Annotated in this window: 12 protein-coding genes and 1 pseudogene; 7 read left to right on the top strand and 6 right to left on the bottom strand. The window is 59.4% G+C overall.

Going from position 1 to position 11,929, the window contains the following annotated elements:
• Nucleotides 1-69: 69 nt before the first annotated feature.
• The 3 genes from ACZ9IU_RS22285 to ACZ9IU_RS22275 form a co-directional block, all read right to left on the bottom strand.
• Nucleotides 70-459 carry a RidA family protein gene (locus ACZ9IU_RS22285; protein WP_038547274.1) on the bottom strand — a complete coding sequence of 130 codons (390 nt, stop codon included), beginning with the start codon at nucleotides 457-459 and terminating at the stop codon, nucleotides 70-72.
• Nucleotides 460-475: 16 nt separating this feature from the next.
• Nucleotides 476-1,081: a 3-isopropylmalate dehydratase small subunit gene (gene leuD / locus ACZ9IU_RS22280; RefSeq protein WP_038547271.1), complete on the bottom strand. Its 606-nt coding sequence runs from the start codon at nucleotides 1,079-1,081 to the stop codon at nucleotides 476-478.
• A gap of 137 nt (nucleotides 1,082-1,218) precedes the next feature.
• A complete protein-coding gene (locus tag ACZ9IU_RS22275) occupies nucleotides 1,219-1,446 on the bottom strand; it encodes a hypothetical protein (protein ID WP_038547268.1) in 228 nt (75 codons plus the stop codon).
• Between the two features lie 107 nt (nucleotides 1,447-1,553).
• Here ACZ9IU_RS22275 and ACZ9IU_RS22270 point away from each other — a divergent pair, with 107 nt between their 5' ends.
• Together ACZ9IU_RS22270 and ACZ9IU_RS22265 are read left to right on the top strand one after the other, a co-directional pair.
• Nucleotides 1,554-2,456 carry an HpcH/HpaI aldolase/citrate lyase family protein gene (locus ACZ9IU_RS22270; RefSeq protein WP_038547265.1) on the top strand — a complete coding sequence of 301 codons (903 nt, stop codon included), beginning with the start codon at nucleotides 1,554-1,556 and terminating at the stop codon, nucleotides 2,454-2,456.
• Nucleotides 2,453-2,659, top strand: a complete 207-nt coding sequence (locus ACZ9IU_RS22265) for a DUF1737 domain-containing protein (protein WP_007764402.1) — start codon at nucleotides 2,453-2,455, stop codon at nucleotides 2,657-2,659. Before ACZ9IU_RS22270 ends, ACZ9IU_RS22265 begins: the two co-directional genes overlap by 4 nt.
• A 17-nt stretch (nucleotides 2,660-2,676) precedes the next feature.
• Here ACZ9IU_RS22265 and ACZ9IU_RS22260 read toward each other — a convergent pair whose 3' ends face one another.
• Complete coding sequence (locus ACZ9IU_RS22260; protein ID WP_038547261.1) at nucleotides 2,677-3,114, bottom strand: metallopeptidase family protein; 438 nt, start codon at nucleotides 3,112-3,114, stop codon at nucleotides 2,677-2,679.
• Nucleotides 3,115-3,286: 172 nt separating this feature from the next.
• Between ACZ9IU_RS22260 and ACZ9IU_RS22255 the strand changes: the two genes are divergently transcribed.
• The 5 genes and pseudogenes from ACZ9IU_RS22255 to bfr all read left to right on the top strand — a co-directional run bounded on the left by ACZ9IU_RS22255 (nucleotide 3,287) and on the right by bfr (nucleotide 10,039).
• On the top strand, nucleotides 3,287-4,225 hold the full coding sequence (locus tag ACZ9IU_RS22255; RefSeq protein WP_038547258.1) for an ImuA family protein: 939 nt from the start codon (nucleotides 3,287-3,289) through the stop codon (nucleotides 4,223-4,225).
• Nucleotides 4,137-5,690, top strand: a complete 1,554-nt coding sequence (locus ACZ9IU_RS22250; protein WP_498957799.1) for a Y-family DNA polymerase — start codon at nucleotides 4,137-4,139, stop codon at nucleotides 5,688-5,690. The genes ACZ9IU_RS22255 and ACZ9IU_RS22250 overlap by 89 nt, the downstream gene beginning before the upstream one ends.
• On the top strand, nucleotides 5,687-9,127 hold the full coding sequence (locus tag ACZ9IU_RS22245) for an error-prone DNA polymerase (RefSeq protein WP_038547251.1): 3,441 nt from the start codon (nucleotides 5,687-5,689) through the stop codon (nucleotides 9,125-9,127). Before ACZ9IU_RS22250 ends, ACZ9IU_RS22245 begins: the two co-directional genes overlap by 4 nt.
• A 57-nt stretch (nucleotides 9,128-9,184) precedes the next feature.
• Nucleotides 9,185-9,588: pseudogene (locus tag ACZ9IU_RS22240) on the top strand ((2Fe-2S)-binding protein).
• Nucleotides 9,554-10,039 (top strand): bacterioferritin, encoded by a 486-nt coding sequence (bfr, locus tag ACZ9IU_RS22235; RefSeq protein ID WP_038547247.1) that lies wholly within the window; start codon nucleotides 9,554-9,556, stop codon nucleotides 10,037-10,039. Before ACZ9IU_RS22240 ends, bfr begins: the two are co-directional and overlap by 35 nt.
• 116 nt (nucleotides 10,040-10,155) lie before the next feature.
• Here the strand turns inward: bfr and ACZ9IU_RS22230 are convergent, their stop codons facing one another.
• Both ACZ9IU_RS22230 and ACZ9IU_RS22225 read right to left on the bottom strand, forming a co-directional pair.
• Entirely contained in the window at nucleotides 10,156-10,701 is a 546-nt protein-coding gene (locus ACZ9IU_RS22230; protein ID WP_038547244.1) for an RNA pyrophosphohydrolase, read from the bottom strand.
• A gap of 16 nt (nucleotides 10,702-10,717) precedes the next feature.
• Nucleotides 10,718-11,914 carry a divergent polysaccharide deacetylase family protein gene (locus tag ACZ9IU_RS22225; RefSeq protein ID WP_038547240.1) on the bottom strand — a complete coding sequence of 399 codons (1,197 nt, stop codon included), beginning with the start codon at nucleotides 11,912-11,914 and terminating at the stop codon, nucleotides 10,718-10,720.
• Between the last annotated feature and the right edge of the window lie 15 nt (nucleotides 11,915-11,929).

The raw sequence follows: 11,929 nt of genomic DNA, 5'->3' as shown, positions 1-11,929 counted from the left end.
TCCCGCGCGGAATTCCGCGCCTGGCATAACCTCGTCCGAGCCTGCTAGAGCGACGAGGCTGGAAAGGTTTTAAGGGCTGCCGGCGCCGATGCGGGCAGTCACTTCGATCTCGATCTTCATTTCGGGCATGGTGAGCCCGCAGACGACCATCGTGGCCGCTGGCCGGATCTCGGAGAAGGTCTCGCCAAGTACCTGAACGATGGCGTCGTAATCGGCCATATCGGTGAGGTAATAGCGCACCCGGACGACGTCCTGAAGGCTGCTGCCGGCCTCTTTCAATGCCTTCTCGATCGTGCCGAGCGTATTGCGGGCCTGGGCGGCGGCGTCTTCGGGCATTTCCATCCGACCATAGTCGTAGCCGGTGGTGCCGGAGACATAGACCATGTCGCGGTCGACGACGGCGCGCGAATAGCCGATCCGCGCTTCGAAGGGCGATCCGGAGGAAATCCGCTTGACCATCAGGATGCTCCGGAAATCAGAGCCAGGGGCGAGCGGCTCGGTTGTTGTTTTCGAACGTGCTGATCGCCGCATCGCTCTTCAGCGTCGAGGCAATGTCGTCGAGGCCTTCGAGCATGATATGGCGGCGGCCGGGATCGATGTCGAAACGGATGGAGCCGCCATCCGGGCCGGTGATTTCCTGGGCTTCCAGGTCGATCGAAAGGATGGCGTTCGAGCCGCGCTCGGCATCATCCATCAGCTTTTCAAGATCTTCCGGGGAAACGACGATCGGCAGGATGCCGTTCTTGAAACAGTTATTGTAGAAAATGTCGGCGAAGCTCGTCGAGATGACGCAGCGGATGCCGAAATCGAGAAGCGCCCACGGCGCGTGTTCGCGCGAGGAACCGCAGCCGAAATTGTCGCCGGCGACCAAGATCTTGGCGTTCTGATAGGCGGGCTTGTTCAGTACGAAATCCGGGTTGATCGAGCCGTCGTCATTGTAACGGGCTTCCGCGAACAGGCCCTTGCCGAGGCCGGTGCGCTTGATCGTCTTGAGATAATCCTTCGGAATGATCATGTCCGTGTCGATATTGACGACCGGCAGCGGCGCTGCAACGCCTGTGAGCTTGGTGAACTTTTCCATGATCTGCCTCCACGTGGACTTATCTGCGGAAGCTGCCATAAAGCATATTGACGCGGATTTGAAGGGCTGTTTGGCGTGAACCGGTACGCCCACGCGCCGGAAACCGGCGCATTCGTCTCTTTACCGCTTCGGCGCGATCAGAGGTCGATGATCGTGCCGCGGCCGTCGTTCCAGACGCGCATCTCGCGCTTGCTCGCCTTGGCCCGTACCGGAATCGGCTTCAGCCGCGCCGAAAGCGCACGCCCGATGGACAGAACTGCGAGAATGCCGGCAAAGGCGACGGTCAGCGAAGCCGTCAGAAGTGCTGCCATGGCGAGCACGGCAATGGCCGATATGATGACGAAGAATACGCGAATGTTTTGCATGGTATATACCTTTCTCATCAAGGAATGTGGAGCCTTCCGCCCTGTCTTGCAAGGGGCTTTGGGCATGCAGTATTGCCGCAGACCAAAAAGATTGGCACAAAGCGCGGATGATCGCCTTGACTGATATCAAATCCGCCTCCTTTCATATTCGCCGCTCGATCCTGAGCGTGCCGGCTGGCAATGCGAGGGCATTGGAAAAGGTGCATGGCCTCGATTGCGATGCGGCGATCTTCGATCTGGAAGATTCCGTCGCGCCGGAAAAGAAGGCGGAGGCCCGCGACAACCTGCGCCGGTTGTTTAAGGAAAATCCGCTCCGGGGCAGGGAAACGGTCATCCGCATCAACCCGCTCGAAACCGAATTCGGCAAGGCGGATATGGACCTGGTGACCGAGGTCTCTCCCGACGTTGTGCTGATCCCGAAGGTCGAGCACATGTCGCAGGTCCAGGCGGTAGCGGATATCCTGTCCGAGGCCGGGGCTCCGGACGATCTTGCCATCTGGGCGATGATCGAAACGCCGAAGGGCGTCCTGAATGCGCCGGCAATTGCCCCTGTCGACGAGCGGCTCCAGTGTTTCGTGGTCGGCCTCAACGACCTGCGCAAGGAGACGGGCGTGCTGCCGCAGCCCGGCCGGGCCTATCTGGTGCCCTGGCTGATGCAGATCGTGCTTGCCGGCCGCGCCCATGGGATAGATGTGATCGACAGCGTCTTCAACGACTTCAAGGATGCAGAAGCCTTTGAGGCGGAATGCGCCCAGGGACGCGCCATGGGCTTTTCCGGCAAGATGCTGATCCATCCGTCCCAGATCGAACCTGCCAACCGGCATTTCGGACCGGATTCCCAGGCCGTGAAAGAGGCGGAAGCGGTGATTGCCGCCTTCGCGGGACCGGACGCGCAACATCTCAACGTCATCAACCTCAACGGCAAGATGGTCGAGCGGCTGCACCTGGTGGAGGCTGAAAAGCTTGCCGCCAGGGCACGCATCATCGCCGAACGAAAGAAAACGCCATGAAACTTTATCGCTTCCTCAGCGGTCCCGACGATTCCTCCTTCTGCCACAAGGTGACGGCTGCGCTGAACAAGGGCTGGGAACTTTCCGGTTCGCCGACCTACGCTTTCAACGCCACGACCGGCGAAATGCAGTGCGGCCAGGCGGTGACCAAAACCGTTCACGGCAAGGAATACGATCCCGAGATGAAGCTCGGCGAGCAATAAGCTCCAGTCAGAGAGGATCAGCGCTGAGCAGCTTCGTCGGCGCTGGCCTCGATACGCTCCATGTCGTCGTCGCTGAGGCCGAAATGGTGGCCGATCTCGTGGATCAGCACGTGGGTGATGATATCGCCCAGGGTTTCCTCGTTTTCCGCCCAGTAATCCAGGATCGGCCGGCGATAAAGCCGGATGCGGTTCGGCAATTCACCGGTTTCCATGTTGAACCGCTCGGAAATGCCGCGGCCTTCGAAAAGGCCGAGCAGGTCGAAAGGCGTCTCGAGTGCCATATCCTCGAAAACGTCGTCGTCCGGAAAATCCTCGATCTCGATCGTCAGGTTGACGGTGAGAGCCCGGAATTCCTCCGGTAAATGACCATAGGCCTCGATTGCCAGCGACTCGAACGTGCTGATCGTCGGTGCGTGGCGATCCTGCCAATCGTCGGTCTGGTCGATGCGGGCCATAGGCTCTCCTTCTGATCAGGCCCATATAGTACCTCCCGCGATATTTTTCGAGTGAAGAATCATTGGCCTAGGATCCGAGGAAAAGATTCCCAGGATTTGGCTGTTGACTCTTTCGGCCAGTTCTGGAATCCATAAGAACATAAAGAGAACATGTACGAATGGAGCTGACGCCATGGCCGAGCACGCCACGGCGCAGGAGACGCTTTTTGCCCTGCGCGAACAGATCGCCAGATTGGAAGGGAAATCCCTCCCGGCACTTGCCGCGGCGGAACAGGCGGACTTGGCCGCTGATCCGGAAGGCCAGAAAACCAGGAATAATCAACCGCGTCTGCCATTCGGCATACCGCCGATGGATACCGCGTTGGAAGGTGGCCTGCCGCTCGACGGCATCACGGAAATCCGCTCGCTGCTGATGGGAGATGCCGGAGCAGCAAGCGGCTTTGCTCTCTCGCTGGCCTCTCACCTGAAAGCGAGACAACCAGGCGACGCGCCGGTTCTGTGGATCGGCGATGTCGTGTCCGCGCAGGAGGCCGGAATTCCCTATTCCGTCGGCCTCAAACAGTTCGGATTGAGCCAGCGGGATGTTCTTTACGCCTCTCCGCGCAAGCTGGACGATGCCCTGTGGCTTGCGGAGACTGCGGTGGCCAGCGGGGCTGTTGTCGCCATCATTCTCGAAATCCGGGGCAACCCCAGGCATTTCGGTCTCACCGAAAGCCGCAGGCTGGGTCTGAGGGCAAAGGCGGCGGGACGGCCGCTCTTTCTGTTGCGGCATGCGGGAGAGGAGGAGGCAAGCAGCGCCTCGTTCCGCTTCCTTGTCGAACCGGCGCCGGCGGCTCGCCGGCATCTTCCGGAGGGATCCGAGCTTGGCGGCAGCATCGGTCATCCCGTTTTCAGGCTGACCCTGGAGAAGAGCCGCATCCCGGCTCCGCTATCCCTACTTCTGGAGTGGAATCCCCATGACCGTCAATTTTCCCTCGGCCGAGAGGCAGGAGAGGCTTTCTCTTTCCGCAACCCGCCAGCGCATCCTGGCGCTCGTCTTCCCGCATCTGCCGACCGACAGGATCGCGCGCCGGCTCTGGGGGCTGTCGTGGCGTTCGAAAGGGCGTCCTGAACATCATCCGCCGATTCTCTGTGCCGGCCGGCGCGAAAACGCCATGCGGCTCACAGCGCTCGACGAGGTTTCCGAACGTCTCGGGCTGAAGCGTGGGCAGGGGTTGGCGGAAGCGCGCGCCATGTTCCCGAAGATCGACGTGGTGGACGAGGATGGCGCGGCGGACCAGGGCCTTCTTGAGGCGATCGCCGATTGGTGCGACCGTTATACACCGCTGGTGGCGCTGGACGGCCGCGAAGGTCTGTTTCTCGACATAACCGGCTGCACCCACCTCTTCGGTGGCGAGGAGGCTCTGCTCAAGGACATCCTTGGCCGGCTTTTGCAGATGGGATTCGATGTCAAAGGGGCGATCTCCTCGTCGCCGGGCCTGTCCTGGGCCGCCTGTCGCTTCGGCCGCGGCGGCGTGATTGCCGACCAGGTGACGGAGGCGGTACTGGCGCCGCTGCCGGTCAACGCTTTGCGTATCGATGAGGCCACCATCGCAGCGCTCTACAAGCTCGGACTGAAAAGGATCGGCGACCTTCTGCCGATGCCGCGTGCGCCGTTGGCTCGCCGTTTTGGCATTCATCTATTGCTTCGGCTGGATCAGGCGCTCGGGCACAATGAGGAAGCCATCTCGCCTCGCCGTCCCGTGGCGGCCCTTTCCGCCGAGCGACGGCTCGCCGAACCGATCCAGGCGGAAGAACATATTCTGCAGCTGGCCGGCCAGATTGCCATTTCGTTGAAATCGGAACTGGAAGCCCGTGGTGTCGGGGGGCGTGTTTTCGAACTGGTGCTTTTCCGGGTCGATGGCCGGGTGTTTCGCATCGCCGCCGGTGCCTCGCAGCCGTTGCAGGATCCGAAACGGATCTCTTCGCTGTTTTCCGAGCGCCTGAACGCCGTGCACGATGACCTCGATGCAGGCTTTGGTTTCGAGCTCCTGCGCCTCAACGTGTTGCAATACGATGTCTTCAGGATTTCCCAGGGTGATTTCACCGGCAATGGCGATAGCGAAATCTCGCTTGCCGATTTTGTCGATCGGGTTTCGGCCCGGCTCGGGGCCGATTGTCTGCAGATCGCCGAACCGAAGCAGAGCCACGTGCCGGAGCGCGCGGAAGTGTTCGTGCCGGCGATTGCCTCGCGGATCGTCCGGGAAAAGACCGAGGAGATTTTTACCTTCGCGCCGAAAAGCGACCGCCCCTTGCGGCTCTTCCGTCATCCGGAACTGATGGAGGCTTTTGCGGCAACGGTGCCGGATGGCCCTCCGCAGCGTTTCCGCTGGCGCCGCATCGTTCATGAAGTCATCCGTGCGGAGGGGCCGGAGCGGATTTCGCCCGAATGGTGGAATGACGAGGAGGATGTCGAGGAGCGCGACTATTTCAGGCTTGAGAGTGAGGCGGGCCGCCGCTTCTGGATTTTCCGCGCCGGTCATTACGTTGCCGGCAAAACTGCGCCGACCTGGCGCGTGCATGGGATTTTCGCATGACGGACGCTCCCGTTTTTTTCGAGATCGGTGCAAAGACCAATTTCTCTTTCCTGGAAGGGGCTGCCAAACCGGAGGAGATGATCTTGGCGGCAAGCGTGCTCGGCCTATCCGGCCTTGGTATAGCCGACAGGAATTCCGTTGCCGGCGTGGTGAGAGCACATAGCCAAGTCAGAAACATGAAGGAAACCTACGAGCTTCAGCAGAAGCAGGGCAGAAAGAAAGACGAGGAAGCAGCCATCCTCCCTTGTGCGTTTTATCCGGGAGCGCGGCTCGTTTTTTCCGACAACACGCCGGATATTCTCGCCTATCCGCAGAACCGGAAGGGCTGGGCCAATCTCTGCCGCCTGCTGAGCCGTGGAAATCTCAGGACCAACAAAGGGTCCTGCATTCTGGAAGAATGGGATCTTCTGGAATGGTGCGACGAGATGATGCTGGCAGTCGTGCCGGATTTTTCCCGCGTGGAAGAGATGGCCTATCAGCATCACCTGGAAGCTTGTCTCTGTAAATACAGAGAGCGGTTCAAAAAGAACATCTATCTGGTTCTGTCGCCGACCTATGATGGACGAGATGTCTTTGTTTTCAACTTGCTTGCCCGGATTGCCGCGCGCAACCGGGTGCCCTTGGTCGCGACCAACCTGCCTCTTTTCCATCTCCCTTATCGGCGATCCCTGTCGGATGTGGTCACGGCAATCCGCGAACATGTGACGATCCAGGAAGCCGGATTCCGGCTCGCGCCGAATGGAGAAAGGCATATCAAGCAACCTGCCGAAATGGCGCGGCTCTTCCGCGCCTATCCCGATGCGATCGACAATACGGGAAATTTCTTCAGCCGGCTGAAGTTTTCGCTCGATGAACTCAGCCATAATTATCCAGATGAGAGCGTTCCGGGTGAAACCGTATCGGAAACCTTGGAACGCTTGACCTGGGAAGGGGCAAAGCGCCGATACCCTGACGAAATTACCGAAAAGATCGCAGGCCAGATCAGGTACGAACTCGATCTGATCAAGGAGATGGGATACGAGCCGTATTTCTTGACGGTACGCCACATCGTCTGGCATGCCCGAGATGTGCTGAAGGTTCTCTGCCAAGGGCGTGGCTCGGCGGCCAATTCCACCGTCTGTTTCTGCCTCGGCATCACCGAGGTCGATCCGACTTTCACGACACTTCTCTTCGAACGGTTCATTTCGACGGAGCGGAACGAGCCGCCGGATATCGACGTCGATTTCGAGCACGCGCGACGCGAGGAGGTTATCCAGTATATCTACCGGCATTACGGCTATCGCCATGCCGGCTTGACGGCGGCGGTTACCAGCTACCGGACCCGCATGGCAGGCCGCGAGGTGGCCAAGGCTTTCGGCCTTTCCGAAGATGTACAGTCAGCCCTTTCGAGCACGGTCTGGGGCTGGTCGGAAGAGGGGCTTTCGGAGCGCGAGGCAAGGGTCGCGGGGCTCGATGTGACCGATAAAACGACACTCAAGGTGATTGCTCATGCCAAGGAACTTATGGGTTTTCCGCGGCATCTCACCCAGCATGTCGGCGGGTTCCTGATAACCCGCGACCGGCTGGATGAAGTCGTGCCGATCATGAAAACGGCAATGCCTGGCCGTTACATGGTCGAATGGGACAAGGATGATCTCGATACGTTGAAGCTTTTGAAGATCGACGTGCTGGCGCTCGGTATGTTGACCTGCCTCAAGAAGGCATTCGAGCTGATGAAGCAGCATTACGATCGAGAGGAGACGTTGGCGGGTCTTCTTCAGAAAGATAAAGACAAAAACGTCTATGGCATGATTTGCCGAGCCGATACGATCGGCGTTTTCCAGATCGAAAGCCGGGCGCAGATGAGCATGCTGCCGCGGCTGAGGCCAGAAAAATTCTACGATCTTGTCGTCGAGGTGGCGATCGTCCGGCCCGGCCCGATCCAGGGCAACATGGTGCATCCTTATCTGAAGCGGCGGGAGGCCTTACGGAACAATCAGCCTATCGAATACCCGGGCCCTGAGTTGGAAAAGGTTCTTGAACGGACGCTGGGAGTGCCGCTTTTCCAGGAGCAGGCGATGCAGATCGCAATCACCGGAGCCGGCTTTTCGGCGGCGAAGGCTGACAAATTGCGTCGGTCGATGGCAACGTTCAAGCGTTCCGGAAGAGTGGATGAATTCAGGCGTGATTTCATTGCTGGTATGGAGAAGAATAAGTATCCCAGAGAATTCGCAGAAAGCTGCTTCAGCCAGATTGAAGGTTTCGCCGAATACGGGTTTCCGGAAAGTCACGCGGCTTCATTCGCCTTGCTTGTCTACGCCTCTTCCTGGATCAAGGCCTATTACCCGGATGTTTTCTGCACGGCGATGATGAACTCCCAGCCGATGGGATTTTATGCGCCGGCCCAACTCATACGGGATGCACGCGAGCACGGTGTCGGGATTCTCCCCGTCGACATCAACAGGTCGGAATGGGACTGTACCTTGGAAGAAACCGCCTTCGACAAAACCGCGATCGATAAGCGTCACGAATCCATGCGGGATGTCATCAGGACGAGATATGCCGTGCGACTGGGTTTCCGCCAGGTCAAAGGTTTGGCAGAAGAGGACATGATCAAGAAATTGATCGCCAATCGCGGGCAGGGATATGAGTCCGTCCACGATCTAAGGATCCGGTCTGGTCTCGACAAATCGGCTATCGAGCGGCTGGCTGATGCTGATGCCTTTGGAGATATTGCGTTATCGCGCCGACAAGCACTTTGGGCAGTTCGTGGTCTCGATGCCAAAAAGACGACCGAGAGCCGATCTCTATTTGACGTTGGGGACAATGCGGATCTTCGGCCCGAGGCGAAAGCGACGCTGCCGGAAATGCTGCCCGGCGAACAGGTGATCGAGGATTACCGCTATCTCTCGCTTTCGCTGAAGGCGCATCCGGTTTCGTTTCTGCGCGAAGAATTCAAGGCGATGGGGATTACCCGCAGCGTCGATCTTTTGGCGGTCCCGAACGGGCAGAGGGTGACGATCGGCGGGATCGTTCTTGTCCGGCAGCGGCCGGGCTCGGCCAAGGGGGTTATCTTCATGACGCTGGAAGACGAGACCGGTGTTGCCAATGCGATCGTCTGGTCGAAGATTTTCGAACGTTATCGGCCGGTCGTGATGGGCGCGCGGCTGGTGAAGATCCGGGGGAGACTGCAAAGCCAGAGCGGCGTCATCCATACCGTGGTCGAGCATATCGAAGACATTACCCCGATGCTGGGTCTGCTGCAGAAGGAGGCGAGGCGGTTCGGCGTGTCGGCCCGCTCGGACGAGGCGCTGCAATCGAGCGGAGACCACCGGCAGAAGAGGCGTTCGAATGGAATGGAGGAGGCGCGCAGGGGAAGTGCAAAAGAGGCGGTGCCTGACGGTTCCTACGAAGCCGGACCAGGGAGCGTCATGCCGAAGGGCCGCAATTTCCACTAATTACCGATGCCATGATACAAAAGAAGAAGCCGTGGGTATGGCAGGCTCCCTTAAGAAGTGACTCATATATGTCGATTCTTTCTTGACATCTCCTGTCCGCTTTCGCAAAAAGAGGATGTTACGGGTCATGTTTGGCAGGTCGACCGAGAATGCTGGTTTGCAGTTGCAATTACATCACCGACAGGGAAATCAAGGACGTCATCACGCAACTCCTTGATGAGGACTGTTGGCAGCTCATCGTACCGTCAAAGGTCTATCATGCCATGGCGAAACGCGGCCGCTGCTGCGGCTGCTTCCCAAGCGTTGTCGACCTGATCATCCGCACGACCGAAGAATATCACGCCCACCACCACTCGACGGAAGACGAAGTGGTCGTATATATGTCCCGCCTGAGACAGTTCCATGAAGAAAACAGGAGAGCGGACATTGAAAGGCGACTCAAAGGTCATCGAGCGGCTTAACGAGGCATTGTTTCTCGAGCTAGGCGCCGTCAACCAGTACTGGCTGCATTATCGCCTGCTGGAGGATTGGGGCTTCAAGAAGCTCGCGAAAAAAGAGCGAGCGGAATCGATCGAGGAAATGCACCATGCCGATCGTCTCATCGATCGCATCATCTTTCTCGAAGGCCACCCCAATCTTCAGACGCTTGCCCCGCTGCGCATCGGCCAGAACGTCAAGGAAGTCCTTGAGGCCGATCTTGCCGGTGAATATGATGCCCGCACAGCCTACAAAGCCTCTCGCGATATCTGTCACGCGGCCGGCGATTACGTGTCGATGAAGCTCTTCGAAGAGCTTCTGATGGATGAGGAGGGCCATATCGACTTCCTCGAAACCCAACTCGACCTGTTGGCGAAGATCGGCGAGGAACGCTACGGCCTCCTTAATGCTGAATCCGCGGATTCAGCCGAATAATTACCAGTATCCGAACGCAGAAGACCCGGCGAAGCATCCGCTTCGCCGGGTCTTTTTATTTCGGTCGATGGGAACGTTGACTATGGAAGCATGAAAGGAGCGCCGGCCCTGGTTAGTCAGAGCCGTTCGGCTGCCGCTTCGGCCAGATGCGTAAACTCCGCGACGACCTGGTCGTAGACCGCGCGCTTGAAGGGCACGATCAGGCTGGGCAGTTCCGCCATCGGCTTCCATTCCCAGGCATCGAATTCCGGCGCGTGTCCGCCCGGCGGCGGGTTGATGGCGATCTCGCTCTCGTCGCCATCGAAGCGGAAGGCAAACCAACGCTGGGTCTGGCCGCGATATTTTCCCTTCAGCCCGATGCCGATCAGATGCGCGGGCAGATCGTAATTGATCCAATCCTGCGCCTCGGCAAGCAAGGTGACGGAGCGCATCCCCGTCTCCTCGTAAAGCTCGCGATAGGCGGCGGGAAGCGGGTCCTCGCCCTTGTCTATGCCGCCCTGCGGCATCTGCCAGAGCTGCGGGGAGCCATCATACTCGCTATTGCCTTCGCTGATGCGCCGGCCGGCCCAGACAAGGCCGGCGCGGTTCAGAACCATGATGCCGACGCAGGGGCGATAGGGAAGTTCCTCGGCGACGACCGAGCGTTTGTCTTTCTTGCTCATGGATAACTCCGATCGATCACGGTTCGACGCTTTCGCTTGCAAGCGACGAGACGCCGACAATCTCGATCCCGCGCTGCGAGACTTCCTCGCTCCATTGCCTTATCGCATCGATGCTTTCGTCGAAAGCCGAGGCGATGCCGATTGCCGTTCCCTTGCGGCCGGCGATGCGCTCCAGTTCATCGAGTTTCTTGAGGATCGCGTCCTTCTGCAATTGTCCATCAAGGGTCAGATCGCCGAAGGCATGGGGCAGTTCGATCGCCTTGGCAACGACCGCAGTCTTCGACTGCGCCGATGTCCCGTCATCGAGGAAAAGCAGCCCGCGTTTTGAAATATCGCGCAGCACCGGTTCCAGCGCGCCGGCATCCGAGAGATAGCGGCCGCCGAGATAGTTCATGACGCCGGTATAGTTGGTGATCTCACCCATGGCCTGATGGAGGCGGCCGAGATTATCCTTGGGGGACATCTTGGTCAGCAAAGTGCCGGGGCCCGGATCGTTTGCCGGATAATCGAACGGTTCAAATGGCACCTGGATCAGGATTTCGTGACCAGCACGGCGGGCATCCTGCATCCAGCGCTGCAGGCTGTTGCCGCTGACGGCAAAGGCGAGCGTCACCGTGGGCGGCAGGTCGCGGATCGCCCGCTGGGTGCCTGTCTGGCTAAGGCCAAGACCGCCGACGACGATTGCGATGCGGGTGCCGCGCGCGCCGGACCAGGGGCGCGCGTACTGGTCCATCGGACGCTGCCCGCCGGGACCGACAATCGGCAGCCGGCCATGGGGAGAATTCTCCAGAAGCGCATCATTGGGTTGGGCAGCCATGCGGGGATCCTGGCCGATCCGCTGGGTGCCGATCATCACCGGCCCGCTGCCATCGCGTGAGCGGGGCGTATATTTGGTCACGACCGACCCATCATCGGTGAGCGTCCGCTCGATATTAGCGCCGGAATTGGGATCCGATCGAGGCATGCCGGCAGATTGCTGCGCCGCGTTCTGGTCGGGTTTCGAAGGAGGCTGGGTCTGTTCGGGCTTGGAGGCGGGTGGAACGTTGGAAGCAACCTGCTTCAGCGCATCATCGCCGCGCATGGCGTAGAGCGAAAGTCCCAGGATGCCGGCAACCGCGAAAGCGGCAAAAACGATTGCGAAGGAAAACTTTCGGCTCCGTCGTCGAGCGGCCGGCCGGTTCTGTCCGAGCGGTGCATGGAGATCGGTGCCCAAGGTCTAGTCCGCGCT

This window comes from Mesorhizobium sp. USDA 4132, from assembly GCF_056279545.1.
The sequence above is the reverse complement of the archived record's forward strand: the minus strand, read 5'-3'. Positions and strand labels throughout refer to the sequence as shown.

What these genes read in the sequence shown, in the direction of transcription:
- ACZ9IU_RS22285 (WP_038547274.1), bottom strand. Translation starts at nt 459, where the DNA reads ATGGTCAAGCGGATTTCCTCCGGATCGCCCTTCGAAGCGCGGATCGGC.
- leuD (WP_038547271.1), bottom strand. Translation starts at nt 1,081, where the DNA reads ATGGAAAAGTTCACCAAGCTCACAGGCGTTGCAGCGCCGCTGCCGGTC.
- ACZ9IU_RS22275 (WP_038547268.1), bottom strand. Translation starts at nt 1,446, where the DNA reads ATGCAAAACATTCGCGTATTCTTCGTCATCATATCGGCCATTGCCGTG.
- ACZ9IU_RS22270 (WP_038547265.1), top strand. Translation starts at nt 1,554, where the DNA reads ATGATCGCCTTGACTGATATCAAATCCGCCTCCTTTCATATTCGCCGC.
- ACZ9IU_RS22265 (WP_007764402.1), top strand. Translation starts at nt 2,453, where the DNA reads ATGAAACTTTATCGCTTCCTCAGCGGTCCCGACGATTCCTCCTTCTGC.
- ACZ9IU_RS22260 (WP_038547261.1), bottom strand. Translation starts at nt 3,114, where the DNA reads ATGGCCCGCATCGACCAGACCGACGATTGGCAGGATCGCCACGCACCG.
- ACZ9IU_RS22255 (WP_038547258.1), top strand. Translation starts at nt 3,287, where the DNA reads ATGGCCGAGCACGCCACGGCGCAGGAGACGCTTTTTGCCCTGCGCGAA.
- ACZ9IU_RS22245 (WP_038547251.1), top strand. Translation starts at nt 5,687, where the DNA reads ATGACGGACGCTCCCGTTTTTTTCGAGATCGGTGCAAAGACCAATTTC.
- ACZ9IU_RS22230 (WP_038547244.1), bottom strand. Translation starts at nt 10,701, where the DNA reads ATGAGCAAGAAAGACAAACGCTCGGTCGTCGCCGAGGAACTTCCCTAT.